Origin of the sequence: Burkholderia sp. BE12, from assembly GCF_002959955.1 — a bacterium.
Classification (GTDB): domain Bacteria; phylum Pseudomonadota; class Gammaproteobacteria; order Burkholderiales; family Burkholderiaceae; genus Burkholderia.
Genome location: NZ_PREY01000021.1, coordinates 89373 through 116304, shown reverse-complemented (window position 1 = coordinate 116304; position 26932 = coordinate 89373). Strand labels below are relative to the sequence as shown.

Genomic DNA, 26932 nt, shown 5'->3' with positions numbered 1-26932 from the left:
CCGCCCGACGACGCGGCGGCCGCTGCCGCCGCGCTCGCCGAGGAACTGCAGCGCGTGCGCGACGCCGCGCACGCCGAAGGCCATGCGGCCGGCCACGTCGAAGGCCAGGCGCTCGGCTACCAGGCCGGTTTCGAGCAGGGCCGCGAGCAGGGTTTCGAGGCCGGCCAGGCCGACGCCCGCGAACAGGCCGCGCAGCTCGCGGCGCTCGCCGCGTCGTTCCGCGAAGCCGTATCGGCGGTCGAACACGATCTCGCGTCCGACCTCGCGCAACTCGCGCTCGACATCGCGCAGCAGGTCGTGCGCCAGCACGTGAAGCACGACCCGGCCGCGCTGGTCGCCGCCGTGCGCGACGTGCTCGCGGCCGAACCCGCGCTGTCCGGCGCGCCGCATCTCGCGGTGAATCCGGCCGACCTGCCCGTCGTCGAAGCGTATCTGCAGGATGACCTCGACACGCTCGGCTGGAACGTGCGCACCGACGCGTCGATCGAGCGCGGCGGCTGCCGCGCGCATGCCGCGACCGGCGAGGTCGACGCGACGCTGCCCACGCGCTGGCAGCGCGTGGCCGCCGCGATCGGCAAGGTGAGCACGTGGTGACGCGCTTGCCCGACGCGCTCGCGCACGACGGCATGACGCCGCTCGAACGCGAACTCGCGCTCGCGTCGTTCGGGCCGGCGGCCGCGCACGATCCCGCCCACGACACCGCGCCGCATGCAGCGGCCTCGGCCGCCGCCCCGCGCGCGCCGCACAATCCGCATCTCGCGCACTGGCGCACGCACCTGAACGGGCTCGCCGCACGCAGCCACCACGCGCTGCCGCTGCGGCCGTGCGGACGCCTCACGCGCGCGGCCGGCCTCGTGCTCGAAGCGATCGGGCTGCGCCTGTCGGTCGGCGCCGAATGCACGATCGAACTGCCGCCCGGCAGCACGCTGCCGCACGCGGTAGCCGAAGTCGTCGGTTTCGGCGGCGACCGCCTGTTCCTGATGCCGACCACCGACGTCGCCGGCGTCCTGCCCGGCGCACGCGTGTGGCCGCGCGAAAGCGCGCCCGTCACCGATCCGCTCGCGGGCGCGAAGCGGCTGCCGGTCGGCTGGGAAATGCTCGGGCGCGTCGTCGACGCGTCGGGCCGCCCGCTCGACGGCCTCGGCCCGCTCGCGTCGAAAGTCGACGCGCCGCTGTCGGCGCCGTCGATCAACCCGCTCGATCGCGAGCCGATCCACCACGTGCTCGACGTCGGCGTGCGCGCGATCAACGCGCTGCTCACCGTCGGCCGCGGCCAGCGGATGGGCCTGTTCGCCGGCTCCGGCGTCGGCAAGTCGGTGCTGCTCGGCACGATGGCGCGCTACACGAGCGCGGAAGTGATCGTGATCGGCCTGATCGGCGAACGCGGCCGCGAAGTGAAGGAATTCATCGAACAGATCCTCGGCGAGGACGGGCTCGCGCGCTCGGTCGTCGTCGCGGCGCCGGCCGACGTGTCGCCGCTGTTGCGGATGCAGGGCGCCGCGTACGCGACGTCGCTCGCCGAGTATTTCCGCGACCAGGGCAAGCACGTGCTGCTGCTGATGGATTCGCTGACGCGCTACGCGATGGCGCAGCGCGAGATCGCGCTGGCGATCGGCGAGCCGCCCGCGACGAAAGGCTATCCGCCGTCGGTGTTCGCGAAGCTGCCCGCGCTCGTCGAGCGCACCGGCAACGGGCCCGAAGGCGGCGGCTCGATCACCGCGTTCTACACGGTGCTGACCGAAGGCGACGATCAGCAGGACCCGATCGCCGATTCGGCGCGCGCGATCCTCGACGGCCACATCGTGCTGTCGCGTGCGCTCGCCGAGGCCGGCCACTATCCCGCGATCGACATCGAGGCGTCGATCAGCCGCGCGATGACCGCGCTGATCGACGAAACGCATCTCGATCACGTGCGGCAGTTCAAGCAGATGCTGTCGCGCTACCAGCGCAATCGCGACCTGATCGCGGTGGGCGCCTACGCACCCGGCCGCGACGCCCAGCTCGACCGCGCGATCGCGCTCTACCCGCGCATCGAGGCGTTCCTGCAGCAGGGCTTTCGCGAATGCGCGCCGTTCGCATCGAGCCTCACCGCGCTCGATGCGCTGTTCGACGCTTACGGAGGCTGATCCCGATGGCCCACGGCTTTCCCCTTCAGTTGCTGCTCGACCGCGCGCAGGAAGACCTCGATTCGGCCGCGAAGCAGCTCGGCACCGCGCAGCGCGACCGCACCGCGGCGGCCGAACAGCTCGACGCCCTGCTGCGCTATCGCGACGAATATCACGCGCGCTTCGCGCAATCCGCGCAGAGCGGGATGCCGGCCGGCAACTGGCGCAATTTCCAGGCGTTCATCGACACGCTCGATGCGGCGATCGCGCAGCAGCGCACCGTGCTCGCCGCGGCCGAAGTCCGCATCGACGAGGCGCGCCCGAACTGGCAGCAGAAGAAACGTACCGTCGGCTCGTATGAAATCCTGCAGGCGCGCGGCGTCGCGCAGGAAGCGCAGCGCGACGCCCGGCGCGAACAGCGCGACGCCGACGAACACGCCGCGAAGATCCTGCGCATGCGGGCCGACGCGGCCCGCTCGTCGTAACCGACCACCGCATTCGAACGAGAGAACCGTCATGCCTCCCCTCCCCCTGCTCGGTGCGCTGCTCGACACCGCCGGCGCCGCACTCAAGGCCGCCCGCGGCTCGGGTGCGTCCGCCGCCAACGATGCGTCGGCCGCCGCGAGCGCCGTGCCGTTCGCGCAGACGCTGAAGCAAAGCGTCGCCACGCGCGGCGATACGGCCAACGCCGGTACACCGGACGTGCCGGCCAAACAGGTTTCGTCGAAGCCGGCAGCCGGTGCAAAGGCGTCCGGCACGAACGACGACGACGCGACCGACGATACGGCCGCGACCGCCACCGCCAACCCCGATGCCGCCGCGCTCGCGGCCGCCGCCGCCGTGCAGGCGCAACTGCAGGCGCGCGTGGACCAAACGCCGCCCGCTGACGCAGCGACCGCCGCTGCCGCTGCCGCCACGACGCAAAAGACGGCCGTATCCGGCCAGCCGGACGCCACGGCCATGCTCGCCACCCATGCAACCCAGGACGCGGCCGCCCAACCGAGCGACCCGGCATCGAGCCGCGACGCGCTGCAAGCCGCGCTCGCCAAGCTGACGGGCGGCGCGGGCGCGATCGCGATGCCGGCGAGCGGCACGGCCGCGGCCACACCCGCGGCCGCAGCCACGACGGCGACGGCGACCGCCTCGAATGCCGCCGCGCCGCTGACGCCGAAAGTGCCGACGTTCGACCGCACGCTCGCCGACGCGAAAGGCGCGCTCGCCACCCAGCAGACGCCGGCTCAGGTCACCCCGCAAGCGCTGCAGGCCGACGCGAACGCGCAGTCCGGCACCCAGCACGCGCTCACGGCGGCCAGCAACGCGACGGACCCGGCCGCCAGCGCGACGCTCGCGGCCGGCGCAACGGCCGCCGCCGCCGCGCAGGCGAACCTGCAACTGTCGCCGGCCGCCGGCGCGATCGCCGCCGCCAACGCGCACGTGCTCGCGCCGCACGTCGGCACGGCCGACTGGACGGATGCACTGAGCCAGAAAGTGGTGTTCCTGTCGAATGCGCACCAGCAGAGCGCCGAGCTGACGCTCAACCCGCCCGATCTCGGGCCGCTGCAGGTCGTGCTGCGCGTCGCGGACAATCACGCGCACGCGCTGTTCGTGTCGCAGCACGCCCAGGTGCGCGACGCGGTCGAAGCCGCGCTGCCGAAGCTGCGCGAGGCGATGGAAGCGGGCGGGCTCGGGCTCGGCAGCGCGACCGTCAGCGACGGCGGCCTCGCCTCGCAACAGCAGCCCAACCCGCAGCAGACCTTCGCCGGCGGCCAGTCGTCGCGACGCGGGAACGGCGGACCGTCAGCCGTCGATGCACCGGCCGACGCCGCGCAATCCGCACCGGTCGCCGTGCGCGCGAGCCGCGCCGGCCTCGTCGATACGTTTGCCTGAGCATGGCCGCCGCCGTGCGCGCGCCGCCTAGCGGCCGTGCACCACGGCAGCCGCCTCGCCGCGCGGCACGCTGCCCCGGCGCGCCGCGACGATGAAGTCGGCCGCGCGTTCGCCGATCATCACCGACGGCGCATTCGTGTTCCCGCCGATCAGCGTCGGCATCACCGACGCATCCACCACGCGCAGCCCGTCGACGCCGCGCACGCGCAGTTGCGGATCGACGACCGCGCGCGCATCGCTGCCCATCCGGCAGGTGCCGACCGGGTGATAGATCGTGTCCGCATGCGCGACGATCGTCGCGCGCAGCTCCGCTTCGCTCTGGTCCGGCCGCGTGTACAGCTCGCGCCCGCCCTGCGACGCGAGCGGCGCCTGCGACAGGATGCGCCGCATCGCCTGCGTGCCGCGCACCAGCAGGTCGAGGTCGCGTGAATCGCTGAAGAAGCGCGGATCGATCAGCGGCGCGTCGCGCGCATCGCCGCTCGCGAGCGCCACCGTGCCGCGACTGAACGGCCGCAATGCGCACACGTGCAGCGAATAGCCGAAGCCCCAGTGCATCTTGCGGTTGTGATCGTCGACGAGCGCCGTGCAGAAATGCAGTTGCAGGTCGGGCCGCTCGAGCGACGGATCGCTCTTGATGAAGCCGCCGGCCTCCGCGACGTTGCTCGTCATCATCCCCGTGCGGCTCGAGAAATAGCGCGCGAGCGCCGGCGTCATTTTCGCGATGCCTCGCAGGCACACGCCGACCAGCTCGGACGAATTCACGCGCGTGTTGATGATGAAGTCGATGTGGTCGATCAGGTTCGTGCCGACGTCCGGCGCATCCTGCACGACCGCGATCCCGTGCCGGCGCAATTGCTCTGCCGGGCCGATCCCCGAGCACATCAGCAGTTGCGGCGAATTGAACGCGCCGGCCGACAGAATCACTTCCGCACGCGCGCCGAAAGTCTCGACCCGCCCGTTGCGCGATACGACGACGCCGACCGCGCGCTTGCCGTCGAACCCGACGCGCAGCACCGTCGCATCGGTGATCACGTGCAGGTTCGGCCGGTCGCGGCCGTAGATGTACGCGCGCGCCACGCTGCAGCGCGAGCCGTCGCGATGCGTGACCTGATAGAAGCCGACGCCTTCCTGCGTCGCGCCGTTGAAGTCGTCGTTCAGCGGATAGCCGGCCGCGTGCGCGGCCTGGATGAATCGTTCGGAGAACGGATTGCGAAAGCGCAGATCCGACACCGACAGCGGGCCGTCCGCGCCGTGCCACGCGTCGGCGCCGCGTGCGTTGCCTTCCGCGCGGCGGAAATACGGCAGCACGTCCTGCCAGCCCCAGCCCGTCGCGCCGAGCCGCGCCCACTCGTCGTAGTCGCCCGGGTGGCCGCGCGTGTAGATCATCGCGTTGATCGCGCTCGAACCGCCCATCCCGCGCCCGCGCGGCTGGTAACCGCGCCGCCCGCCGAGGCCCGGCTGCGGCACCGTCTCGTAGCCGTAGTTGGTGCCGAGCTTGAACGGCACCAGCGCCGCGATGCCGACCGGCATGTTGACGAGCAGGTTGCGCTCCGTATGCGAGCCGGCCTCGATCAGCGCGATCGTCGCATCGGGGCAGGCATCGGCGAGACGGCCGGCGAGGCTCGATCCGCCCGAACCGCCGCCGACGATGATGTAGTCGTATTGCATGTCACGTCTCCGTCGTGTCATGGAAGGCGCCCGGCACCGCCGCGCGACCGCGTCTCCTCTTGTGTTCGGGCATTGTAGGAATGGCCGTCGCGTGCGCGGCGCGCGGATTCAAGAGCGATTCCTCTAAACGCCCGCGTGAACTAAATTTAAGATGTACCGATGCGCTTCGCGCGATGCACCGGCCACGAGAAGCCGATTCGTCGCGAAACGGGAGGAACGACGATGCAGCGCCGGATTCTGCAGGCCGCGTGCCGACCGGGTGATCCGCAGGCCACGCGCGCGGCCCGCATTTCATTTCAAACGGCGGCCCGCGCGACGATGCACGGCGTCATGCGCGCGGTCGGTCGAAATCGAACGACGCGTGTCGTCGCCGACCGTTTGGACGGTGTGTCGGCGCCGACGCACGATGCGCGGCGACCCGCCGTCGCATACGCATCGCACTGCCCTGCCGCGGCGTATCGGCAGACGATCGCAAGGCGGCATCGCGTGCCCGCTCGTCACCGTATCGAGTCGTGTGCGCAGGCCGTGCGGCACGATTTTCGGACGCGGGCACCGTCGCGCGGATACGACGCCTGCCGCGTGCCGCAACCGGTTTTCGAATACCCGTCGCATCCGGCCCCGTGCCGTGCGACACGCATCACCCGATCCGCGTCGCCGCGCTCGCCGAGCGTGCGCGTGCGGCGTGACGGCCGGCCGATCAGCCAGGCCCAACTGGAGGAGACGACATGAAGAACGACCTGCCCGAACTGGCCCCTCAAGCACTGCCGTCGGTCGACACGCTGACGTCGCTGCTGCACGACCAGCGCGCGGCGTACCTGCGCGCGCCGTACCCCGCATGGGACACGCGTGCGCAGCACCTGCGCGCGCTGCGCACGATGCTGATCGATCACGCGGATGCGCTCGCCGACGCGATCAGCGCCGATTTCGGCCATCGCGCGAAACAGGAAGTGCTGCTGTCGGAAATCTGGATGGCGAAGGAAGAGATCGACGATGCGCTGAAGCACGGCAAGCGCTGGATGAAGCCGATCCGCAAGCCGATGAACAAGTGGCTGCGTCCGGCGCGCGCGAAGGTGATTCCGCAGCCGCTCGGCGTGGTCGGCATCGTCGTGCCGTGGAACTACCCGGTGCTGCTCGCGGCGGGCCCGCTGATCTGCGCGCTCGCCGCCGGCAACCGTGCGATCGTCAAGATGTCCGAACTGACGCCGCGCACGTCGGCGCTGTTCGAGCAGCTCATCGGCAAGACCTTCGCGCGCGACCACGTCGCGGTCGTGAACGGCGACGCAGAGGTCGGCGCCGCGTTCAGCGCGCTGCCGTTCGATCATCTGCTGTTCACCGGCTCGACGCACGTCGGCCGCCACGTGATGCGCGCGGCCGCCGACCACCTCACGCCCGTCACGCTCGAACTCGGCGGCAAGTCGCCGGCGATCGTCGGCCCGAATGCGCGCTTCGACGCGGCCGTCGACGCGATCGTCGCCGGCAAGACGCTGAACGCCGGCCAGACCTGCATCGCGCCCGACTACGTGCTGCTGCCGCGCGGAATGGAAGGCGCGTTCATCGAGCGCGCGCGGACCCGCTTCGCGAAGCTGTATCCGGACCTGTCGGCCAACGGCGACTACACGACGATCGTGTCGCCGCGTCACTACGCACGCCTGCAGCAACTCGCGAGCGACGCGCAGGCGGCCGGCGCGCAGCTGCATCCGCTGTCCGACGCGCAGTCCGATCCCGCGTCGCGCCGCTTCGTGCCGTGCGCGGTCACGCACGCGCCGGCCGCGTCGCCGCTGATGCAGGAAGAGATCTTCGGGCCGCTGCTGCCGCTCGTGCCGTACGAGCGGATCGACGAGGCGATCGCGTACGTCAATGCGCGCCCGCGTCCGCTCGCGTTGTACCTGTTCGACGAGGATCGCGGCACGATCGACCGCGTGATGCGCGAAACGGTCTCGGGCGGCGTATCGATCAACGAAACGCTGATGCACATCGCGTGCGGCAGTTTGCCGTTCGGCGGCGTCGGTGCGAGCGGCATGGGCGCGTATCACGGCTACGACGGCTTCGTGACGTTCTCGAAGATGAAGCCGGTGCTCACGCAGGCACGGCTGAACGCACGCAACCTGCTCGCGCCGCCGTACGGCAAGCGCTTCGCCGCGCTGATCAAGCTGATGCTGAAGTTCTGAGCCGGCCGGGCCGCGCGCGTCGCGTCGCGGCCCTTGCGCGCCTGCCGCGCGGCGTCGATGCCGCGCACGCGGCCGTCACACCGGCCAGAGCGGCCCTTCCTGCATCGCGCCGATCTGCTCGCGCAATTCGAGCACGCGCGCTTCCCAGTAACGATGCGTGTTGAACCACGGGAAGGCGGCCGGAAACGCGGGGTCGTCCCAGCGCCGCGCGAGCCACGCCGCGTAATGGATCAGCCGCAGCGTGCGCAGCGCCTCGACCAGATGCAGCTCGCGCGGCTCGAATTCGCAGAAATCCTCGTAGCCGGCAAGCAGGTCCGCCAGCGCGCGCGACGCGCCTTCGCGATCGCCCGGCAGCAGGAGCCACAGATCCTGGACGGCCGGCGCCATCCGGCTGTCGTCGAAGTCGACGAAATGCGGGCCGGCATCGGTCCACAGCACGTTGCTCGGATGACAGTCGCCGTGCGTGCGCAGCAGACGAATCTCTCCCGCGCGCTCGAACGCGGCCTCGACGCCTTCGAGGGCGAGCGCGACCGCGGTCGCGTATGCCGGTCTTACGTCATCCGGAATGAAATCGTGCGCGAGCAGATAGTCGCGCGGCTCGTAGCCGAACGTATGGATGTCGAGCACGGGACGTGCGACATACGGCTGCGTCGCGCCGACCGCATGAATGCGGCCGATGAAGCGGCCGAGCCATTCGAGCGTGTCGCTGCGGTCGAGATCGGGGGCGCGGCCGCCACGCCGCTCGAAGATCGAGAAGCGGAAACCGTCGAACGCGTGCAGCGTGCGGCCGTCGAACGATCGCGCGGGCACCGCCGGAATCTCGCGCGCGGCGAGTTCGGCGACGAACGCATGTTCTTCGAGAATCGCGTCGTCCGACCAGCGCGCGGGCCGATAGAACTTCGCGACGACCGGCGGGCAGTCTTCGATACCGACCTGGTAGACGCGGTTTTCGTAGCTGTTGAGGGCGAGCAGTCGCCCGTCGGTGCGCAGGCCGACCGGCATCAGCACGCTGTCGAGCGCGTCGAGCACGCATTCGGGCGTGAGGCCGGCGAACGGCGGGCTGGCGGGAGAAGCGGGAGCGGAAGTGGCGTCTGTCATGCCCCGCATTGTGCCGCCAGCCGGACCGAAAGACGAGCGTCCGATGCGATGTGTGCTTAGTGAAGCGCCGCGCCGGCCGGCAGGACGGATTCGCCGGTGTCGATCAGATCCTCCAGAAAGAACGGCTCGGTGTTGAGTTCTTTCGACTCACCCGGCACGCCCTCGTACCAGGTCACCATGGCCATGTCGCCCAGGATGCGCTGGACGATGCCGCGCGCGCCCTTCGGCACCGCGATATGGGTAGTGCAGACGATCGACCCGATATGCATGATGGTTCCCCACTCTTGAATCTTGAAACCCGGCCCGCTGGCGAGCCGGCAAATGCGCGATCCGCGCCGCTCTCGGCGGAGCGTTGCGCGTGATCCCATTGTTCACGGTTTATCGAAGCGCGAAAAGAAGAAGAAGCAGGCGAAGCGCCGCGAATTCGTCGAATGTCTCCAATCAACCACTGCGCCGGGCACGCACTTGCCCGCCCGGCTTCCCCCATCATACCCTGTCGAATGTGACTGCCCGCCGAAACCGCCCGGCGCCGCCGCGCGCACGTGATCGACGCAACGCGCGTACCGCTTCGCTTCTTCCGTGCGGGATCGTCGGCACACGCGCCGCGATCGGCGCCCACATCACGTCGCGCGCATCGCATGCCGATCGCTTTTCACCGTTCGTCGAATGCTTGCGTGCGCAGCGGCCGACGCATCGGTGTCGGCCTGCATCGACGCAGCCCATCGCTCGCGACAGGCAGCCGCCGACAGGAGTTGCACTCGACGGTTGCCTTGCTGTACCTTAGGCTTTCATTCGCGTTCAATCGCATTCCGACACGATGTATCCGCTCACGTCCGCCCTCGCCAGATCCCGGCCGCAGTTCGACTCGCGGCCGCAGGCGTGCGTGCATCCGTCGGTCCTTCCTCCTCCTGTCGCACCGCCGCTCGTCTGCGCTGCGCCGCCCCCGCCGGCGGCACGCGCCGGCTGACTGGCCGGCTTCCGTTTTCGTCTTCCATTCGCGCCGTCGGCTATCGATGCGTGCGTCATGACGCACGGCACGTTGCCGCGCGCGAATGGAACGTTTCGATCCGTTCGACAGGTGGATTCACATGGTTTCGTTCAAACGCGCGCTTGCCGCGCATGGCGCGACGTCGCTCTTCGTTCTGCTGTGGAGCAGCGGCGCGATCTTCGCTGAACTCGGTCTGCGTCACGCATCCGCGTTCGCCTTTCTCACTGCCCGTTTCGCGCTCGCATCGCTCGTGCTGCTCGCGCTGGCGTTCGTGCGCAAACGCTGGCTGCCGCCGCGCGGCGAGCGGCGCATGGCCGCGCTGACCGGCTTGCTGATGATGGGCGGCTATTCGATCTTCTACCTGCTCGCGCTCGAGCGCGGCATCGCACCCGGCGTGCTCGCGACGATCCTCGGCGTGCAGCCGATCCTCACGCTCGCGATCGTCGAGCGTCGTCACTGGCAGCCGGTGCGCATCGCGGGGCTCGCGCTGTCGCTCACCGGCCTCGCGCTCGTTGTCGGCCGTGGCGTGAGCGGCGGGACGGGCGGCCTGTCGGCTGCCGGCATCGCGTGCGCGCTCACGGCGCTCGTCGCGCTGACCGTCGGCTCGCTGCTGCAAAAGCGCGTACGCGCGGCGCCCGCCGACGTGCTGCCGCTGCAGAATGCGATCGGCCTCGCGCTGTGCGTCGCGATCGTGCCGTTCCGGCCAGTGTCGTTCGACACGAGCTGGGCGTTCGTCGTGCCGCTGCTGTGGCTCGGCATCGTGATTTCGGTGATCGCGCAACTGCTGTTCTACCGGTTGATGCAGCGCGGCGATCTCGTCAACGTGACGAGCCTGTTCTATCTCGTGCCCGTCGTCACCACGCTGATGGATGCCGTGTGGCTCGGCAACCGGCCCGAGCCGCTCGCGCTCGCCGGCATGGGCGCGATCATCGCCGGGCTCGCGCTCGTGTTCCGCGCGCCGGCCGCACGCCCGCAACCCGACCGTGCGTAAGCGCGCGGGCCGCCGCGCCCGCGGATGCGGCGGCCCGTATCGGACATATACGACGATTCCGCGGCAATCGAAAGGAACGGGAAAGATTCATGCAAGGCGTTCGTCTTGCTTGTACGAAAACCGCGCGCTTCTCGAGGCTTTCCACTGATTTTTAATGGTTCGGATAGCGAAAAACGCCACCGGTTGCCTATACTCGAATGGACCGGCCTGCACGCAACGGGCCGGACCACACTACAAACACCCGGCATGGGACCGGGGTGAGCGCACGCGTGCCGACTTCGGCCGACCTCCCGCGAGGGATGAAGCCCAGGCAAGCGTTGAAGCGCGCACCTCGGCCGACACTGGAGACACGCATGACCACCTATTTCACGATCGGCGACTTCATCCTGTTGATTCCGATGGCGCTGGCCGGAGCGCTATTTCTCGGCGCGGTGCCGTGCGCGACCCAATTCCGTCACAACCTGCTGCGCGTGCTCGGCGTCATTCTCGGCGTCGGTGTCGCGGTGTTGCTCGTTGAAGGCTTGCCTGCGCTGATCTAGCGCGCTCACCCGTGCTTGACGCGCTTCGCTGCACCGCGGCGAAGCGACTGATTGCCCGCGAGCTGCGATACGGCACGCGATGTGTCGCATGCCGTATCGACTTCCGGTCAGATCGCCTGATCGGTGGACGGCTTTTCCCACAGATTGATGCCGCCTTCCGTCGCGTAACGATCGATCTCCGCGAGTTCCTCCGCCGAGAATTCGAGGTTCTTCAACGCACCGACGTTCTCGCGCACCTGCTCCGCGCGGCTCGCGCCGATCAGCGCGGACGTCACGCGACCGTTACGCAGCACCCACGCCAGCGCCATCTGCGCCAGGCTCTGCCCGCGCCGTTCGGCGATCGCGTTGAGCTTGCGCACATGCTCGAGGTTGTCCGCGCTCAGATGATCCTGCTTCAGCGAGCCACCGCCCGGCTTGTTCACGCGCGCGTCGGCCGGCACGCCATTCAGGTACTTCGACGTCAGCAAGCCCTGCGCGAGCGGCGTGAACGCGATGCTGCCCGCGCCGACGTCGTCGAGCGTGCCGAGCAGGTCGCTCTCGATCCAGCGGTTCAGCATGTTGTACGAAGGCTGGTGAATCAGCAGCGGCACCTTGTATTGCGCGAGCAGCTCGGCCATCTCACGCGTCTTCGCGGCCGAATACGACGAGATGCCGATGTAGAGCGCCTTGCCCTGCTGCACGGCCGACGCCAGTGCGCCCGCCGTTTCCTCGAGCGGCGTGTGCGCGTCGAAACGGTGCGAATAGAAGATGTCGACGTAGTCGAGCCCCATGCGCTGCAGGCTCTGGTCGAGACTCGCGAGCACGTACTTGCGCGATCCGCCGCCGCTGCCGTACGGCCCCGGCCACATGTCCCAGCCGGCCTTCGTCGAGATCAGCAGCTCGTCGCGATACGGCCGGAAATCCTCCTTCAGCAGCCGGCCGAAATTGATTTCGGCGCTGCCGTACGGCGGCCCGTAGTTGTTCGCGAGGTCGAAGTGGTTGATGCCGAGGTCGAACGCGGTGCGCAGGATCTCGCGCTGCGTCGAGATCGGCGTCGAGTCGCCGAAGTTGTGCCACAGACCCAGCGACAGGGCGGGCAGTTTGAGCCCGGATTTGCCGCAGGTGCGGTATTGCATGCCGGCATAACGTTCGGAAGCTGCTTCGTAGGCCATGAGTCTGTTCCGTCAGGACATCGGGGAAAGGGACGCGCGCCGGCCGCGCACATGACGCGACGGCGGCGAAGGAGTCATACGACGACTATGGTAGCGAAAGCGGCCGGATCACGCACGGCGGCACGGCGATGGACGCGACCGCGGCCGTCGCCTACACTGCGGCGTCTCGAATCACCGTTTCAGCGAGGTTGGTATGTCCCGGGTCATCTCGGTTGCACTGCTCGTCGGCGGCATCGTGCTGCTGTATTTCGGCGGCCAGTCGTTCCATTCGATCAACGACGACGTGTCGCGCTTCTTCACCGGCTCGCCCGCGACGAAGACGATCCTGCTGATCGTCGGCGGCGCCGTCGCGTCGTTCGTCGGCCTGATCGGCCTCGCGATGCCGGGCAGCAAGCGCTGATCGCCGCGCATCGCGACGCGCGCACGGGCCGCCTCGTGCGCGCGGGCCGCACCAGACGAAACGGGCGGCCGCGCCGCCCGTTGCTTCATTCGCCCGCGATGCGCCGCATCGCGTGATCGTGTGATCGCGGCGGCGGCAACGCCCGCCGCCCCGATCCACGCCTAGAACTGCACTTCCGGCTTCGACGCCGAGCGTGTGCCGGGCACCGGCCGGTTGCTTGCGCCGTGATACGTGTACACGAGCGAGAACTTCACCTGATCGGAACGGTTCTGCCCCGCCGAATGCAGCGTGTTGCTATGGAAGAACACGACGTCGCCCGTCTGCAGCGACGGGCACGTGGCCGCGTCGATCATCCTGCGGTTTTCCGGCAGATCGCCGCGGAAGAACTTCGCATCGTCGAACGCTTCCGGCCCGAATTCGGCCGTATGCGAACCCGGCACGAGCCACAGCGCGCCGTTCTCGTTGGTTTCCGGCCCGAGGGCGAGCCATACCGACACCATGTCCGGGCGCTCGAACGCCCAGTAGCGGAAATCGCGATGCCAGCCGGTCAGGCTGCCGTACGCCGGGTGCTTCGTCATCATGCAGTTGTGATGCGCGCGCGACAGCACGGGCTTCTCGCCGAAATACTCGCGCATCCACGCGCCGATTTCAGGCGCGATCGCGCGCTCGGCAAACGCCGGATCGCGCGAATACGCATCGAGCAGCCGCCGCACCGTATGCCCGCCCGGCGCATGCTTCGACTCGGGCGCGCCCGGGTAGCGCAGGTCGGCCTCGAACTCGATCGGCTCGGCGGCCTCCCGCAACTGGCGCTCCGCGATCTGCCTGAGCGTTGCGCACTGCTCCTCGCCGACGAGGCCACGCGCGACGACGAAGCCGCGCTCGCGCAATTCCGCGACTTGCGCGCGGATCGATTCCGACTGCAATGGAGACGACATGGGATGCCAGACGTTTATTGTGTGAATGTGACGATTGTAAATCGGCGCCGGATACCGCGAACAGCGCCATTGTCGTGCGCAGGGGCATGCCAATCGCGGATTTGATCCAGCGCAAGGGAACTGTGCGACGCGGCACCTGCCTCAGCGACAGGCGGTATGCGGCACACGCCTTGCGGCACAAGGGTTTATCGCGACTTTTGCCCGTCATGAATCCCCTGTAGCCTGACGCGGCCTGTCAATTCTGGCGGGCGCGGCGCGCAGCGGGTTTCGGTAAGATCCGTTGCGCCATCCGAGGCCGTTCATACCAGTGCGCTCTCCAGGGCGCCACCCATACAAGCGAAGCATCGTTCACATGCCATTCCGTCTGACTTCCCGTTTCAACCGCGCTGCGAAGCGCGTCGTGCCGTCCGCTCCCGCCCGCTCGCTGCGCCATCACCGCGCACGCACGCAGGCACTGGCCGAGCGTACGCACACGCACAGCCGGCTGGACGGCATCCGTGCGTGGTTCCACGCATTTTTCTCGATGATGAGCGCGCAGGCGTTCGCGCGCCGCGCCGGCCTGCGCTCGCTGCTGCAGAAGCCGTCGTCGCTGCGCGCGCTCGCACTGCGTCGCACGCTCGGCCCGCAGCGCCGCATCAACCGCCCGCGCCGCCTCGCGGCGAGCGCCGGCTGGTTCGGGTTCAGCGCGCGCTGACCGAGTGCCCGGCGGGCATTGCCCGCTCAATTGTCGCCATTGCTTCGGCGATCGAAACCCATAAAAAAACCCCGGCCTTGCCGGGGTTTTTCATTTCGGGCGAACGACGCTTACGCGACGCGTGCCGTCGGCTCCACGCCGGCCGCTTCGGCCAGCGCGAGCGCCTTGTCGGTCGCTTCCCACGAGAACTCCGGCTCTTCGCGGCCGAAGTGGCCGTAAGCCGCGGTCTTCTCGTAGATCGGGCGCAGCAGGTCGAGCATCTTGATGATGCCCTTCGGACGCAGGTCGAAATGCTCGCGCACGAGCTTCGTGATCACCGCATCCGACACGCGGCCCGTGCCGAACGTGTTGACCATCACCGAGGTCGGCTCGGCGACGCCGATCGCGTACGACACCTGGATCAGCGCGCGCGACGCGAGGCCGGCGGCGACGATGTTCTTCGCGACGTAGCGGCCGGCATAGGCAGCCGAACGGTCGACCTTCGACGGATCCTTGCCCGAGAACGCGCCGCCGCCGTGCGGTGCGGCACCGCCGTAGGTATCGACGATGATCTTGCGGCCGGTCAGGCCGCAATCGCCCTGCGGGCCGCCGATCACGAACCGGCCGGTCGGGTTCACGAGGAACTTGATGTCGCCCTTGATCAGGTCGGCCGGCAGCGTCGGCTTGATGATTTCCTCGATCACCGCTTCGCGCAGCGCGGGCAGTTCGATGTCCGGTGCGTGCTGCGTCGACAGCACGACGGTGTCGATCGAATCGGGCTTGCCGTCGACATAGCGGACCGTCACCTGCGACTTCGCGTCCGGACGCAGCCATTGCAGGCGGCCGTCGCGGCGCAGGCTGGCCTGGCGCTCGACGAGGCGGTGCGACAGGTAGATCGGCAGCGGCATCAGTTCCGGCGTTTCGTCGCACGCATAGCCGAACATCAGGCCCTGGTCGCCCGCGCCTTGATCGAGGTTGTCGTCGTGTGCACGATCGACGCCCTGCGCGATGTCCGGCGACTGCTTGTCGTACGCGACGAGCACCGCGCAACCCTTGTAGTCGATGCCGTAGTCGGTGTTGTCGTAGCCGATGCGCTTGATCGTATCGCGCGCGATCTGGATGTAATCGATGTTGGCCGTCGTGGTGATTTCACCGGCCAGCACGACGAGACCCGTGTTGCACAGCGTTTCCGCCGCAACGCGCGAGTATTTGTCCTGCTCGAGGATGGCGTCGAGAATCGCGTCCGAGATTTGGTCCGCGACTTTGTCCGGATGGCCTTCGGAGACGGATTCGGACGTGAAGAGATAATCGTTTGCCACTTTTTCAGGCTCCTGTGTGGTTACGGTTGGTTTCACGTAGCCAGCTTCGTTGGGCCTGAAGCGGCGACGCTTTAGCGGATTACCAGGACCGGGCAGCGTGTGTTGCGCCAGCCGGCTTCGCCCCGCAAGTTGTCAGTTAACTCGGCGAAGCCCGTATTATAGCGGCTTTCCTGAATTGTCACAGAGCGCCGCCCGTGCTGCATCTTCCGCTGTCTCACCACCCTGTTCGCAACGTGCCGGCCAGCCGGCCCTACGGAGCTTCCGCATGCTAGGCCGCCTCGGCACGCACCTCGCCATCGGCTTGCTGAAGCTGCTCGCCCTGCTGCCGTACGGTCTGACCGCACGGTTCGGCGATGGCCTCGGCTGGCTGCTGTATCAGATCCCCAGCCGGCGAAAGCGCATCGTACATACGAATCTGAAACTCTGCTTCCCCGACTGGAGCGACGAGCGGCGCGAGGAAGTGGCGGGGCAGCACTTCCGCCATGCGATCCGCAGCTACGTCGAGCGCAGCGTGCAGTGGTTCGGCTCGGAGGAAAAGCTCGCGAAACTGATCCAGGTCGACAGCGCGGTCGATCTCACCGATCCCGACCTGCCGCCGACGCTGTTCCTCGGCCTGCACTTCGTCGGCATCGAAGCCGGTTCGATCTGGCTCAACCGGTCGCTGCAGCGCCGTTGCGGATCGCTGTACCAGCCGTTCTCGAACGCGGTGCTCGAGGAAGAGGCGAAGAAGGCGCGCGGGCGCTTCGACGCCGAGATGGTCGGCCGCGCGGACAGCGCGCGCGTCGTGCTGCGCTGGCTGCGCGACCGCAAGCCGGTGATGCTCGGCGCCGACATGGACTACGGGCTGCGCAACTCGACGTTCGTCCCGTTCTTCGGCGTGCCGGCCTGCACGCTGACGGCCGTCGGCCGGCTCGCGAAGACGGGCCGCGCGCAGGTCGTGCCGTTCATCGGCGAAGTGCTGCCGAACTACAAGGGCTACCGTCTGAAGGTATTCAAGCCGTGGGATCACTACCCGACCGGCGACGACGATCTCGACGCGCGGCGGATGAACGAATTCCTCGAGGAACAGATTCCGCTGATGCCCGAGCAGTATTACTGGGTGCACAAGCGCTTCAAGACGCGCCCGCCCGGCGAGCCGAGCCTGTACTGACCCTGCCGGACGAAACCCCGCCGGCGCGTCATGCGCGCGCCTGCGCTCTCGCTCTCGCCACCTTCGGCGCGCCTTTCGCGCGCGCCTGCCAGAGATCGAATGCCATCTGCTGCGCGAGCCATAGATCCGCACGGCCGCCGCGGTCCTCGCCCAGCCACGCTTCGAGACGCAGCGCCATTTCCGGCGAGATGCCGGCATGGCCGTGCAGGATCCGCGACAGCGCCGCGCGCGTCACGCCGAGCTGCGCGGCGGCCTCGGTGACGGTCAGGCCGAGCGCCGGCAGCACGTCATCGCGCAGCGCTTCGCCCGGATGGGGCGGATTGAAGATGCGTGTCATGGCTTGAATCACCTCGGTGGTAATCCTGGTAATTCACCAGGACGACGTCGGAGCCGTCGAACCTGAACGTCAGGCGCCAGTTACCGCTCACGCTCACCGCGTAGTAACCGTCCAGCCCGCCGGCAAGACCGTGGAAGCGCCAGCCCGGCACGTTCATGTCGAACGGCCGGCTCGCCACATCGAGACGGGCACGCTGGCGCCGCAGTCTCGGAGCATGGCCCGGCAGGATGCCCGCCTTGCTCCCGTTCATGAAAAACGCTTCCAGCCTCTTGTGCTGCCATGACTTGATCATGGACCTCCCATACTCAAGTCGCGATGTCGTCGGCATGGCCCACTGGCGTATAGCCAGACTATACGAATCGCTTGATCATCTTGTCAATTTGACCCGTACGAAAACGCTCATCCGGGTCGTCCCGTGCTCTCACCGTGCATCGGACACGCATCGCCAAGCCTCGCCTGCGCTGCGACAACGCCCGCCACACCGCATCAATTTGTCCCTCGCCACTGACGCGACCAGTCGACCGATCGACAGATACCGCCCATCCCGTCTGCACTGGCGACGCGAAACACCGGCCCGCGCAGGACGCCCCTGTCGGCTGCATGTATCATTTACGGCTGAGATCAGCACGACGAACGAGGCCGCCCCGGCATGGCCGCCGGCCGTTCATGTCGTGCCGACCGCCTCGTTCGCCATGGAATTCCGGACCCAGTGAAACTCTCGTTCACCAAGATGCACGGCGCGGGCAACGACTTCGTCGTGCTCGACGGCTATTCGCGCGCGCTGCCGCCGCTCACCGATGCGCAGGTGCGTGCGCTCGCCAACCGCCACTTCGGCATCGGCGCCGACCAGTTGCTGCTGGTCGAGAAACCGACCGTCGACGGCGCGGATTTCAAGTACCGGATATTCAATTGCGATGGTGGCGAGGTCGAGCACTGCGGCAACGGCGCGCGCTGTTTCGTGAAATTCGTCAGTGATCGCGGCCTGACCGACAAGCGCAGCGTGCGCGTGCAGGTCATGAAGGGCCTGATCACGCTGACGCTGCAGGACAACGGCGAAGTCGTCGTCGACATGGGCGCGCCCGTGTTCGCGCCGGCGCAGGTGCCGTTCGATGCATCGGGCCTCGATGGCCGGACCGACGGCAACGACACGCTGTGGCCGCTCGATGTCGGCGGCGCGACGCGCTGGGTCTCGACGGTGTCGATGGGCAACCCGCACGCGGTGCAGGTCGTCGACGACGCCGAAGCGTATCCGGTGCTGGAAGAAGGCCCGCTGATCGAGCGCCATGCGCGCTTCCCGCAGCGCGTGAACGCCGGCTTCATGCAGATCGTGTCGCGCCGCGAAGTGAAGCTGCGCGTGTACGAACGCGGCGCGGGCGAGACGCTCGCGTGCGGCACCGGTGCGTGCGCGGCGGTCGCGGCCGGCATCCGGCGCGGCCTGCTCGATTCGCCCGTGACCGTGCACACGCAAGGCGGCACGCTGACGATCGGCTGGGACGGCGCGCGCGACGAAGCCGCCGCGCTGACGATGGCCGGCCCCGCCACGACCGTGTTCGAAGGCGAGATCGACCTGAACGCCTGACCCTGCAACGTCCTTGATAACTGAACGCTCCAGCCACATGAACGATCGCGAAGTCGCCGACTACCTGCTCGCCAATCCCGAATTCTTCGCGCAGCACGCCGAGCTGCTCGCGACGATCCGTCTCGCGAACCCGCACGGCAAGGCCGCGATCTCGCTGCAGGAACGGCAGATGGAGATGCTGCGCGACAAGAACAAGCACCTCGAACGCCGCCTTGCCGAGCTCGTGCGCTACGGCCACGAGAACGACAGCCTGTCCGCGAAATTCAGCCGCTGGACCGCGCGCGTGATCGCGGAACGCGATCCGTACGCGCTGCCGCGCACGATCGCCGACGGCATCGCCGAGGTGTTCGACGTCCCGCAAACCGCGCTGCGCGTGTGGGATGTGGCCGACACCTACGCGCAAGCCGACTTCGCACGCCAGGTCGGCGAGGAAGTGCGCCTGTTCACGAACGGCCTGTCGACGCCGTACTGCGGCGCGAACACGGGCTTCGAGGCCGCCCAGTGGCTCGCGCCCGCCCTCGCCGCCCCGGCCGCGAGCGCGGCGGAAGGCGCCGAAGCCGCCCCGGCCGGCGACGGCTCGGCCGCGTCGATCGCGCTGCTCGCGCTGCGTGCACCGCTCGCCGGCACCGACGCGCCCGCGTTCGGCCTGCTGGTGCTCGGCTCGCCGGACGCGCGCCGCTTCCACGACGGGATGGCCACCGACTTCCTCGCGCAGATCGCGACGCTCGCGAGCGCCGCGCTCACGCGCCTGCTGCCGCACTGATCCGCCGCACGCGATGACCGACGATCCGATCGCCGCCTACCTGTCGAACCTGAAGCACGTCAGGCAGCTGTCGGAGCACACGCTGCGCGGGTACGCACACGAACTCGACGAACTGAAAAAGCTCGCGGCCGGCCGGCCGCTCGAAGCATTGACCGCCGTCGACATGCGCGGCGCGGTCGTGCGCGCACACGCGGCCGGGCTGTCCGCACGCTCGATCTCGCACCGGCTTTCCGCATGGCGCGCGTTCTATCGCTGGTTCGCACAACGCATCGAGATGCCCGCGAATCCCGTCGCCGGCGTACGCGCGCCCAAACGCGAGAAATCGCTGCCCAAAGCGCTGTCGGTCGACGATGCGGTCGCACTCATGGATACACCGCTGCCCGAAACGACCGAAGGCATCCGCGACCACGCGATCCTCGAGCTGTTCTATTCGTCGGGGCTGCGCCTCGCCGAACTGGTGGGGCTCGACGTCAGGTACACGCAGGCCGACGGCTACCGCTCGGCCGGCTGGCTCGATCTCGCCGAAGCCGAAGTCACCGTGCGCGGCAAGGGCAACAAGGAACGCAAGGTGCCGGTCGGCCGCAAGGCGATCGACGCGTTGAACGCGTGGCTCGCGGTGCGCGGCGAATTCGTGAAGCACGATCCGCATCCGCTGTTCGTGTCGGTGCGCGGCAACCGGATGTCGCCGGGCGTCGTGCGCGAACGCGTGAAGCGCGCGGCGCTCGCCGCCGGCATCCCCGCCAACGTCCACCCGCACGTGCTGCGCCACTCGTTCGCGACGCACGTGCTGCAATCGAGCGGCGACCTGCGCGCGGTGCAGGAACTGCTGGGCCACGCGAGCGTCGCCGCGACGCAGGTCTATACGTCGCTCGACTTCCAGCATCTCGCGAAGATTTACGACAGCGCGCATCCGCGCGCGAAGAAGCGCGACTGACGCACGTCCCGTGTTACCCGCCGCGCGCGGCGGCCGGCATCGGCCGGCGTCGCGCCAAGCCCATTTCGATCCCATCATGCAAACCGTCACCCTCAAGCCGTCCAAGGAAAAATCGCTGCTGCGCCGCCATCCGTGGATCTACGCCAATGCGATCGACCGCGTCGACGGCAAGCCCGCGCCCGGCGCGACCGTGCTCGTGCGCGCGCACGACGGCCGCTTTCTCGCGCGCGGCGCGTACAGCCCGCAGTCGCAAATCCGCGTGCGGGTGTGGAGCTTCGACGAGAGCGAGCCGATCGATCACGCGTTCTTCAAGCGCCGCGTGCAGCGCGCGGTCGCGCACCGTACGACGATGGTGTCGGGCACGGGCGCGGTGCGGCTCGTGTTCGGCGAAGCCGACGGGCTGCCGGGGCTGATCGTCGACTACTACGTCGCCGATACCGCCGAAGCCGGCGCGCCGCCGCGCGGGCAGCTCGTGTGCCAGTTCATGGCGGCCGGCGTCGAAGCGTGGAAGGAAGCGATCGTCGCGGCGCTCGTCGGCGCGACCGGCTGCCCGAACGTGTACGAGCGCTCGGACGTGTCGATCCGCGACAAGGAAGGGCTCGAACAGACGACCGGCGTGCTGGCCGGCGACGCGCCGCCCGCGACGCTGATCGCGAGCGAAAACGGCGTGCGCTATCACGTCGACGTGCCGAACGGCCACAAGACGGGCTTCTACGTCGACCAGCGCGACAACCGCGCGCTCGTCGCGCAGTACGCGGCCGACCGCGATGTGCTCAACTGCTTCTGCTACACCGGCGGCTTCTCGCTCGCGGCGCTCAAGGGCGGCGCGAAACGCGTCGTGTCGATCGACTCGTCGGGCGATGCGCTCGCGCTCGCGCAGCAGAACGTCGTCGCCAACGGCTTCGACGCGGAGCGCGCGACCTGGCTCGACGCGGATGCATTCAAGACGCTGCGCCGCCTCGTCGACGAAGGCGAGCGTTTCGACCTGATCGTGCTCGACCCGCCGAAGTTCGCGCCGACCCGCGACAGCGTCGATCGCGCGGCGCGCGCGTACAAGGACATCAACCTGAGCGGCTTCAAGCTGCTGCGCCCGGGCGGCCTGCTGTTCACGTACTCGTGTTCGGGTGCGATCGACATGGACCTGTTCCAGAAGATCGTCGCGGGCGCGGCCGCCGACGCGAAGGTCGACGCGCGCATCCTGAAGCGGCTCGGCGCGGGCGTCGATCACCCGCTGCTCGCCGCTTTCCCGGAAGGCGAATATCTGAAGGGCCTGCTGTTGCAAATCGTCTGATCGCCCCGATCTAGCGCGCACGACCGCGCCTGCCGCCCGCTGGCGGGCCAGCGCTTTCGCCTGTCGTCCGGACGACGGGCGGGGGCTTGACAGGTATGTTTCAATGGATAGTTGTGCGCCCCGGCTCGCAGCGCGAGGGCGCGACGCACATCCTGGTTTTGACCCCGATTCACGAACCACAGGCGACCGACATGGCCACTCCCGTCACCATCCTCACCGGCTTCCTCGGCAGCGGCAAGACGACGCTGCTCAAGCGCATCCTGAACGAACAGCACGGCATGAAGATCGCCGTGATCGAGAACGAGTTCGGCGAAGAGAACATCGACAACGAAATCCTCGTGCAGGATTCGAACGAGCAGATCATCCAGATGAGCAACGGCTGCATCTGCTGCACGATCCGCGGCGACCTCGCCCGCGCGCTCGGCGATCTGGCCGCGAAAAAGCGCGAAGGCAAACTCGACTTCGACCGCATCGTGATCGAGACGACCGGCCTCGCGAACCCGGGCCCCGTCGCGCAGACGTTTTTCATCGACAGCGAAATCGCCGACGATTTCCTGCTCGACGCGGTCATCACGCTGGTCGACGCGAAGCACGCGAACGCGCAACTCGACGAACACGAAGTGGTGCAGCGCCAGGTCGGTTTCGCCGACCGCCTGTTCATCACGAAGTCGGACCTGGTCGACGACCAGACCGTCGCCGGCCTCAAGCACCGCCTGATGCACATGAACCCGAAGGCCGCGATCAAGGTCGTGAATTTCGGCGAAGCGGACATCAAGGAAATCTTCGACCTGCGCGGCTTCAATCTGAACGCGAAGCTCGAGATCGATCCCGATTTCCTCGCCGAGGACGATCACGCGCACGACCACCACGATCACGACCATGATCACGATCACGCCGGTTGCGACCACGATCACGGTCAATGCGCGCACGATCACGATCACGGCCACGATCACGGCCACGATCACGGCCACCACAATCATCACCACGCGCACCACGACGACAAGATCAAGTCGTTCGTGTACCGCAACGACCGCCCGTTCGATCCGAACAAGCTGGAAGACTTCCTCGGCGGCATCCTGCAGATCTACGGCGAGCGGATGCTGCGCTACAAGGGCGTGCTGTACATGAAGGGCGTCGACCGCAAGGTCGTGTTCCAGGGCGTGCACCAGATGATGGGCAGCGACCTCGCCGCCAAGTGGCTGCCGGCCGAGAAGAAGACCAACAAGATGGTGTTCATCGGCGTCGACCTGCCGCAGGACCTGATCACCGACGGCCTCGACGCCTGCCTCGCCTGACCCGCGCGGGCGCCTGCCGTCCCGCGCTGCCCGGCCGCCTTCGCAGGCAGCCGCGGCAGCCGCGCGACGCCTTTTCCGGGCAGGGTTTCGCCGTCATCGCTTTTTCGCGATTTGCGCGTTATATTTTCTAGATATCGGCGCGACCGACGGGGATCGACCCGATACGGCGGCCGCTTGCGATTCAGTTACAATACGTGCCCGCTGGAGTACGGCAACAAACAGGCCCGGTTCTTGCTGAACCAGTTTTATCCGGGCATCGCAACCGCGCCGGATCGCCCATCCGCCTCCCGGCCGCGGCCGATGCGATCTGCCGCGCAGCATACCGGTTCGCAGCGCGCGCAAATCCGCGCCAGGCCTATCCTGGTATTTGAGAACCGGTTTTCCAGAGGCTTTCGGCCCCGCGGCGGCAAATCGCAAATGATTGCAAGGGCGGTTGCGGGTAATCCCAAAGTGCAGGCACTATCTCTCGATTTGCCGCACATTGAAGAAGCAAGCAGATGACGAAGAAACTCTTGACCGAAGCCGAAATCCTGAAGATGAGCGACAAGGATTACATGAATGAGGATCAGCTCGCCTTCTTCAAAAATCGGCTCGAACAGTTGCAGGCGGACATCCTCAAGAATGCAGGCCAGACGACCGAGAACCTGCGCGAGACGGTGATCGTTCCCGATCCCGCCGACCGCGCGACCATCGAGGAAGAGCACGCGCTCGAGTTGCGCACGCGCGATCGCGAACGCAAGCTCCTCAAGAAGGTTCAGCAGTCGCTCGCCCGCATCGATTCCGGCGACTACGGCTGGTGTGAGGAAACCGGCGAACCGATCGGCATTCCGCGCCTGCTCGCGCGTCCGACCGCCACGCTGTCGCTCGAGGCGCAGGAGCGCCGCGAGCTGCGCCAGAAGCTGTTCGGCGACTGATCGAGCGGCATTCCGCTCAGACACGCTGCTTCCCGGAAGCGCGCGGCCTGCCGCGCGCTTTTTGTTTTTCCGGCGCCGGCTCCCGGCCGCCGGCCGATTTGTCTCCCCCTCTTGATATCCCGGCGCCCGCCCTAAAATGAAACGGACGCGCGCCGGGCCGCTTCCCGGCGCACTGCGGATTCACGCGGCGGCGCCTCGCGCCGCCCGACTCTTCCCCGTTTTTCTCAAGGAACGCAGATGGAGCAATTTCACGGCACGACCATCGTTTCGGTCCGGCGCGGCGACAAGGTCGCGCTCGGCGGCGACGGCCAGGTAACCCTCGGCAACATCGTCATGAAGGGTGGCGCGCGGAAAGTGCGGCGGATCTACAACAACCAGGTTCTGGTCGGATTCGCGGGCGGCACCGCCGATGCGTTCTCGCTCCTCGATCGCTTCGAGGCGAAGCTAGAGAAGCACCAGGGCAACCTCACCCGCGCGGCCGTCGAGCTCGCGAAGGACTGGCGCACCGACCGGATGCTGCGCCGCCTCGAGGCGATGCTGATCACGGCAGATGCGACCACCACGCTCGTGATCACCGGCAACGGCGACGTGCTCGATCCGGAAGGCGGCATCTGCGCAATCGGCTCGGGCGGCGCGTACGCGCAGGCCGCGGCCCGCGCGCTCGTCGAGAATACCGACCTGTCGCCGCGCGAGATCGTCGAGAAGTCGCTGGGGATCGCCGGCGACATGTGCATCTACACGAACCACAACCGCATCATCGAAACGATCGAGTAAGGACAGCCCCATGAGCACCATGACCCCTGCCGAGATCGTCTCGGAACTCGACAAGCACATCATCGGCCAGGCGAAGGCGAAGAAGGCCGTCGCCGTCGCGCTGCGCAACCGCTGGCGCCGCCAGCAGGTCGCCGACCCGCTGCGCCAGGAAATCACCCCGAAGAACATCCTGATGATCGGGCCGACGGGCGTCGGCAAGACCGAAATCGCGCGCCGCCTCGCGAAGCTCGCCGATGCGCCGTTCATCAAGATCGAAGCGACCAAGTTCACCGAAGTCGGCTACGTCGGCCGCGACGTCGACAGCATCGTGCGCGACCTGATGGAAACGTCGGTCAAGCAGACGCGCGAAACCGAGATGCGCAAGGTGCGCAGCAAGGCGACCGATCAGGCGGAAGACCGCATCCTCGACATCCTGCTGCCGCAACCGCGCGCGGTGGGCTTCGGCGGCAATGCCGACCACGCGAACGACGACAACAACGCGACGCGCCAGACGTTCCGCAAGCGCCTACGCGAAGGCCAGCTCGACGACAAGGAAGTCGAGCTCGACCTCGAGCAGCCGTCGGTCGGCATGGACATCATGGCGCCGCCCGGGATGGAAGAGATGACCGAGCAGATCCGCTCGATGTTCTCGAACCTCGGCAGCGGCAAGAAGCAGCGCCGCAAGGTGAAGATCAAGGAAGCGCTGAAGCTGCTGACCGACGAGGAAGCGGCGAAGATGCTGAACGAAGAGGAAGTGAAGACGAAGGCCGTGCAGAACGTCGAGCAGAACGGCATCGTGTTCCTCGACGAGATCGACAAGATCACGTCGCGCAACAACGAAGGCACCGGCGGTGAAGTGTCGCGCCAGGGCGTGCAACGCGACCTGCTGCCGCTCGTCGAGGGCACGACGGTCAACACGAAGTACGGGATGGTGAAGACCGATCACATCCTGTTCATCGCGAGCGGCGCATTCCACCTCGCGAAGCCGAGCGACCTGATTCCCGAACTGCAGGGGCGCTTCCCGATCCGCGTCGAGCTCGATTCGCTGTCGGTCGAAGACTTCGAGGCGATCCTCGATGCGACCGACGCGAGCCTCGTCAAGCAGTACCAGGCACTGCTCGCGACCGAAGACGTGCAGCTCGAATTCGCCGACGACGGTATCCGGCGCCTCGCCGAGATCGCATTCGCGGTTAACGAGAAAACCGAGAACATCGGTGCTCGCCGGCTGTACACGGTGATCGAGAAGCTGCTCGAGGAAGTGTCGTTCTCGGCGGGCAACCACGCCGGCGAGCGCGTGACGATCGACGCGAAGTACGTCGATCGCGCGCTCGGCGAAGTGTCGCAGGACGAAGACCTGTCGCGCTACGTGCTGTAACGCGCGCGGCGCCGGATGAAAAACGGGCGGCCCCTTCGTCGGGGGCCGCCCGTTTTCGTTGGTGTGCCGCTTATTGCCGAACCGGCTTCTTCGCGAGCTTGCGCTGCAGTGTGCGGCGGTGCATGTTCAGCGCGCGCGCGGTCGCCGAAATGTTGTTGTTGTTCTCGGCCAGCACGCGCTGGATGTGCTCCCATTCGAGCCGGTCGACCGACAGCACGACCGGATTCTCGAGCGCCTCGTCGGCCTGCACTTCGGTCGCGTTGGTCTGCAGCGCGGCCAGGATCGACTCGACGTTCGCCGGCTTCGCGAGGTAGTTGTCGGCGCCTTCCTTCACGGCCTGCACGGCGGTCGCGATGCTCGCGTAGCCGGTCAGCACTAGAATCCGCGCATCGGGCTGCAGATCGCACAACGGCGCGATCAGGCTCAGCCCCGAATCCTCGCCGAGATGCAGGTCGACGGTGATGAACTGGAACTTGCCGCCCGCGGCGAGCCGGAGCGCCGCCTCCTTGTCGTGCGCCTGCTGAACCGCGTAACCGCGGCGCTCGAGGCCGCGCGCGAGCGTGCCCGCGAACACCTCGTTGTCGTCGATCACCAGGAAGTTGTTCTCGCTCATGTGGTT

26 protein-coding genes and 1 pseudogene are annotated in these 26932 nt (G+C 67.9%); 18 read left to right on the top strand and 9 right to left on the bottom strand.

Features of this window, described 5'->3' with window-relative positions; all coding sequences use genetic code 11:
• The 4 genes from fliH to C4B30_RS23195 all read left to right on the top strand — a co-directional run.
• Positions 1-594, top strand: a 594-nt coding sequence (gene fliH, locus C4B30_RS23210) for a flagellar assembly protein FliH (RefSeq protein ID WP_105133066.1), incomplete at its 5' end; no start/stop codon positions are given.
• A gap of 32 nt (positions 595-626) precedes the next feature.
• On the top strand, positions 627-2126 hold the full coding sequence (gene fliI / locus C4B30_RS23205; RefSeq protein WP_152777888.1) for a flagellar protein export ATPase FliI: 1500 nt from the start codon (positions 627-629) through the stop codon (positions 2124-2126).
• A gap of 5 nt (positions 2127-2131) precedes the next feature.
• Positions 2132-2590 (top strand): flagellar export protein FliJ, encoded by a 459-nt coding sequence (fliJ, locus tag C4B30_RS23200; protein WP_011546447.1) that lies wholly within the window; start codon positions 2132-2134, stop codon positions 2588-2590.
• Between the two features lie 31 nt (positions 2591-2621).
• Entirely contained in the window at positions 2622-3992 is a 1371-nt protein-coding gene (locus C4B30_RS23195; protein ID WP_027785714.1) for a flagellar hook-length control protein FliK, read from the top strand.
• A 27-nt stretch (positions 3993-4019) separates the two neighbouring features.
• On the opposite strand, the gene C4B30_RS23190 is transcribed toward C4B30_RS23195, so the two are convergent.
• Positions 4020-5660 (bottom strand): GMC family oxidoreductase, encoded by a 1641-nt coding sequence (locus C4B30_RS23190; protein ID WP_027785715.1) that lies wholly within the window; start codon positions 5658-5660, stop codon positions 4020-4022.
• Positions 5661-6385: 725 nt separating this feature from the next.
• Here C4B30_RS23190 and C4B30_RS23175 point away from each other — a divergent pair.
• On the top strand, positions 6386-7828 hold the full coding sequence (locus C4B30_RS23175; RefSeq protein ID WP_027785717.1) for a coniferyl aldehyde dehydrogenase: 1443 nt from the start codon (positions 6386-6388) through the stop codon (positions 7826-7828).
• 75 nt (positions 7829-7903) lie between these two features.
• On the opposite strand, the gene C4B30_RS23170 is transcribed toward C4B30_RS23175, so the two are convergent.
• Together C4B30_RS23170 and C4B30_RS23165 are read right to left on the bottom strand one after the other, a co-directional pair.
• A complete protein-coding gene (locus C4B30_RS23170) occupies positions 7904-8926 on the bottom strand; it encodes a serine/threonine protein kinase (protein ID WP_027785718.1) in 1023 nt (340 codons plus the stop codon).
• A gap of 56 nt (positions 8927-8982) precedes the next feature.
• Positions 8983-9195 (bottom strand): hypothetical protein, encoded by a 213-nt coding sequence (locus tag C4B30_RS23165; protein WP_027785719.1) that lies wholly within the window; start codon positions 9193-9195, stop codon positions 8983-8985.
• An 819-nt stretch (positions 9196-10014) separates the two neighbouring features.
• Here C4B30_RS23165 and C4B30_RS23155 point away from each other — a divergent pair.
• Entirely contained in the window at positions 10015-10905 is an 891-nt protein-coding gene (locus C4B30_RS23155) for a DMT family transporter (protein ID WP_027785720.1), read from the top strand.
• Positions 10906-11258: 353 nt separating this feature from the next.
• Complete coding sequence (locus C4B30_RS23150; RefSeq protein ID WP_006482800.1) at positions 11259-11444, top strand: hypothetical protein; 186 nt, start codon at positions 11259-11261, stop codon at positions 11442-11444.
• Positions 11445-11551: 107 nt separating this feature from the next.
• Here C4B30_RS23150 and mgrA read toward each other — a convergent pair whose 3' ends face one another.
• Complete coding sequence (gene mgrA / locus C4B30_RS23145; RefSeq protein WP_027785721.1) at positions 11552-12595, bottom strand: L-glyceraldehyde 3-phosphate reductase; 1044 nt, start codon at positions 12593-12595, stop codon at positions 11552-11554.
• Between the two features lie 193 nt (positions 12596-12788).
• Between mgrA and C4B30_RS23140 the strand changes: the two genes are divergently transcribed.
• Positions 12789-12995, top strand: coding sequence for a DUF3185 family protein (locus C4B30_RS23140; protein WP_027785722.1), 207 nt, complete (start codon positions 12789-12791; stop codon positions 12993-12995).
• Positions 12996-13156: 161 nt separating this feature from the next.
• Here the strand turns inward: C4B30_RS23140 and C4B30_RS23135 are convergent, their stop codons facing one another.
• Positions 13157-13930, bottom strand: coding sequence for a phytanoyl-CoA dioxygenase family protein (locus C4B30_RS23135; protein WP_027785723.1), 774 nt, complete (start codon positions 13928-13930; stop codon positions 13157-13159).
• Between the two features lie 352 nt (positions 13931-14282).
• Between C4B30_RS23135 and C4B30_RS23130 the strand changes: the two genes are divergently transcribed.
• On the top strand, positions 14283-14624 hold the full coding sequence (locus C4B30_RS23130) for a hypothetical protein (RefSeq protein WP_027785724.1): 342 nt from the start codon (positions 14283-14285) through the stop codon (positions 14622-14624).
• Between the two features lie 110 nt (positions 14625-14734).
• On the opposite strand, the gene metK is transcribed toward C4B30_RS23130, so the two are convergent.
• Positions 14735-15922 carry a methionine adenosyltransferase gene (gene metK / locus C4B30_RS23125; RefSeq protein ID WP_006482984.1) on the bottom strand — a complete coding sequence of 396 codons (1188 nt, stop codon included), beginning with the start codon at positions 15920-15922 and terminating at the stop codon, positions 14735-14737.
• Positions 15923-16187: 265 nt separating this feature from the next.
• On the opposite strand from metK, the gene lpxL reads away from it, so the two are divergent.
• Positions 16188-17072: a lauroyl acyltransferase LpxL gene (lpxL, locus tag C4B30_RS23120; protein ID WP_027785725.1), complete on the top strand. Its 885-nt coding sequence runs from the start codon at positions 16188-16190 to the stop codon at positions 17070-17072.
• A gap of 28 nt (positions 17073-17100) precedes the next feature.
• Here the strand turns inward: lpxL and C4B30_RS23115 are convergent, their stop codons facing one another.
• Entirely contained in the window at positions 17101-17409 is a 309-nt protein-coding gene (locus C4B30_RS23115; RefSeq protein ID WP_027785726.1) for a HigA family addiction module antitoxin, read from the bottom strand.
• A gap of 16 nt (positions 17410-17425) precedes the next feature.
• Positions 17426-17701, bottom strand: a pseudogene (locus C4B30_RS23110) (type II toxin-antitoxin system RelE/ParE family toxin); the annotation flags it as partial.
• 417 nt (positions 17702-18118) lie between these two features.
• On the opposite strand from C4B30_RS23110, the gene dapF reads away from it, so the two are divergent.
• The 8 genes from dapF (at position 18119) to hslU (ending at position 26313) form a co-directional block, all read left to right on the top strand.
• Positions 18119-18988: a diaminopimelate epimerase gene (gene dapF, locus C4B30_RS23105; RefSeq protein WP_027785727.1), complete on the top strand. Its 870-nt coding sequence runs from the start codon at positions 18119-18121 to the stop codon at positions 18986-18988.
• Between the two features lie 37 nt (positions 18989-19025).
• A complete protein-coding gene (locus tag C4B30_RS23100) occupies positions 19026-19751 on the top strand; it encodes a DUF484 family protein (protein ID WP_027785728.1) in 726 nt (241 codons plus the stop codon).
• Positions 19752-19764: 13 nt separating this feature from the next.
• Positions 19765-20685 carry a tyrosine recombinase XerC gene (gene xerC / locus C4B30_RS23095; protein WP_027785729.1) on the top strand — a complete coding sequence of 307 codons (921 nt, stop codon included), beginning with the start codon at positions 19765-19767 and terminating at the stop codon, positions 20683-20685.
• Between the two features lie 76 nt (positions 20686-20761).
• Positions 20762-21976: a class I SAM-dependent rRNA methyltransferase gene (locus C4B30_RS23090; RefSeq protein ID WP_027785730.1), complete on the top strand. Its 1215-nt coding sequence runs from the start codon at positions 20762-20764 to the stop codon at positions 21974-21976.
• Positions 21977-22167: 191 nt separating this feature from the next.
• Positions 22168-23271 carry a CobW family GTP-binding protein gene (locus tag C4B30_RS23085; RefSeq protein WP_027785731.1) on the top strand — a complete coding sequence of 368 codons (1104 nt, stop codon included), beginning with the start codon at positions 22168-22170 and terminating at the stop codon, positions 23269-23271.
• 497 nt (positions 23272-23768) lie between these two features.
• Positions 23769-24185 carry an RNA polymerase-binding protein DksA gene (dksA, locus tag C4B30_RS23075; RefSeq protein ID WP_006477498.1) on the top strand — a complete coding sequence of 139 codons (417 nt, stop codon included), beginning with the start codon at positions 23769-23771 and terminating at the stop codon, positions 24183-24185.
• A gap of 237 nt (positions 24186-24422) precedes the next feature.
• Entirely contained in the window at positions 24423-24959 is a 537-nt protein-coding gene (gene hslV, locus C4B30_RS23070) for an ATP-dependent protease subunit HslV (protein WP_006483683.1), read from the top strand.
• 10 nt (positions 24960-24969) lie between these two features.
• On the top strand, positions 24970-26313 hold the full coding sequence (gene hslU / locus C4B30_RS23065) for an ATP-dependent protease ATPase subunit HslU (RefSeq protein ID WP_027785732.1): 1344 nt from the start codon (positions 24970-24972) through the stop codon (positions 26311-26313).
• A gap of 70 nt (positions 26314-26383) precedes the next feature.
• On the opposite strand, the gene C4B30_RS23060 is transcribed toward hslU, so the two are convergent.
• Positions 26384-26926 carry a response regulator transcription factor gene (locus tag C4B30_RS23060; RefSeq protein ID WP_021156278.1) on the bottom strand — a complete coding sequence of 181 codons (543 nt, stop codon included), beginning with the start codon at positions 26924-26926 and terminating at the stop codon, positions 26384-26386.
• Positions 26927-26932: the final 6 nt, after the last annotated feature.

Excerpts from the sequence above, each read along its gene's own strand:
- mgrA (WP_027785721.1), bottom strand. The coding sequence starts at position 12,595 with ATGGCCTACGAAGCAGCTTCCGAACGTTATGCCGGCATGCAATACCGC.
- C4B30_RS23175 (WP_027785717.1), top strand. The coding sequence starts at position 6,386 with ATGAAGAACGACCTGCCCGAACTGGCCCCTCAAGCACTGCCGTCGGTC.
- fliJ (WP_011546447.1), top strand. The coding sequence starts at position 2,132 with ATGGCCCACGGCTTTCCCCTTCAGTTGCTGCTCGACCGCGCGCAGGAA.
- C4B30_RS23135 (WP_027785723.1), bottom strand. The coding sequence starts at position 13,930 with ATGTCGTCTCCATTGCAGTCGGAATCGATCCGCGCGCAAGTCGCGGAA.
- C4B30_RS23190 (WP_027785715.1), bottom strand. The coding sequence starts at position 5,660 with ATGCAATACGACTACATCATCGTCGGCGGCGGTTCGGGCGGATCGAGC.
- C4B30_RS23060 (WP_021156278.1), bottom strand. The coding sequence starts at position 26,926 with ATGAGCGAGAACAACTTCCTGGTGATCGACGACAACGAGGTGTTCGCG.
- C4B30_RS23150 (WP_006482800.1), top strand. The coding sequence starts at position 11,259 with ATGACCACCTATTTCACGATCGGCGACTTCATCCTGTTGATTCCGATG.
- C4B30_RS23090 (WP_027785730.1), top strand. The coding sequence starts at position 20,762 with ATGCAAACCGTCACCCTCAAGCCGTCCAAGGAAAAATCGCTGCTGCGC.
- fliI (WP_152777888.1), top strand. The coding sequence starts at position 627 with ATGACGCCGCTCGAACGCGAACTCGCGCTCGCGTCGTTCGGGCCGGCG.
- C4B30_RS23130 (WP_027785724.1), top strand. The coding sequence starts at position 14,283 with ATGCCATTCCGTCTGACTTCCCGTTTCAACCGCGCTGCGAAGCGCGTC.
- C4B30_RS23140 (WP_027785722.1), top strand. The coding sequence starts at position 12,789 with ATGTCCCGGGTCATCTCGGTTGCACTGCTCGTCGGCGGCATCGTGCTG.
- C4B30_RS23115 (WP_027785726.1), bottom strand. The coding sequence starts at position 17,409 with ATGACACGCATCTTCAATCCGCCCCATCCGGGCGAAGCGCTGCGCGAT.
- C4B30_RS23100 (WP_027785728.1), top strand. The coding sequence starts at position 19,026 with ATGAACGATCGCGAAGTCGCCGACTACCTGCTCGCCAATCCCGAATTC.
- C4B30_RS23195 (WP_027785714.1), top strand. The coding sequence starts at position 2,622 with ATGCCTCCCCTCCCCCTGCTCGGTGCGCTGCTCGACACCGCCGGCGCC.
- dksA (WP_006477498.1), top strand. The coding sequence starts at position 23,769 with ATGACGAAGAAACTCTTGACCGAAGCCGAAATCCTGAAGATGAGCGAC.
- C4B30_RS23170 (WP_027785718.1), bottom strand. The coding sequence starts at position 8,926 with ATGACAGACGCCACTTCCGCTCCCGCTTCTCCCGCCAGCCCGCCGTTC.
- hslU (WP_027785732.1), top strand. The coding sequence starts at position 24,970 with ATGAGCACCATGACCCCTGCCGAGATCGTCTCGGAACTCGACAAGCAC.
- C4B30_RS23165 (WP_027785719.1), bottom strand. The coding sequence starts at position 9,195 with ATGCATATCGGGTCGATCGTCTGCACTACCCATATCGCGGTGCCGAAG.
- hslV (WP_006483683.1), top strand. The coding sequence starts at position 24,423 with ATGGAGCAATTTCACGGCACGACCATCGTTTCGGTCCGGCGCGGCGAC.
- C4B30_RS23085 (WP_027785731.1), top strand. The coding sequence starts at position 22,168 with ATGGCCACTCCCGTCACCATCCTCACCGGCTTCCTCGGCAGCGGCAAG.
- lpxL (WP_027785725.1), top strand. The coding sequence starts at position 16,188 with ATGCTAGGCCGCCTCGGCACGCACCTCGCCATCGGCTTGCTGAAGCTG.
- C4B30_RS23155 (WP_027785720.1), top strand. The coding sequence starts at position 10,015 with ATGGTTTCGTTCAAACGCGCGCTTGCCGCGCATGGCGCGACGTCGCTC.
- xerC (WP_027785729.1), top strand. The coding sequence starts at position 19,765 with ATGACCGACGATCCGATCGCCGCCTACCTGTCGAACCTGAAGCACGTC.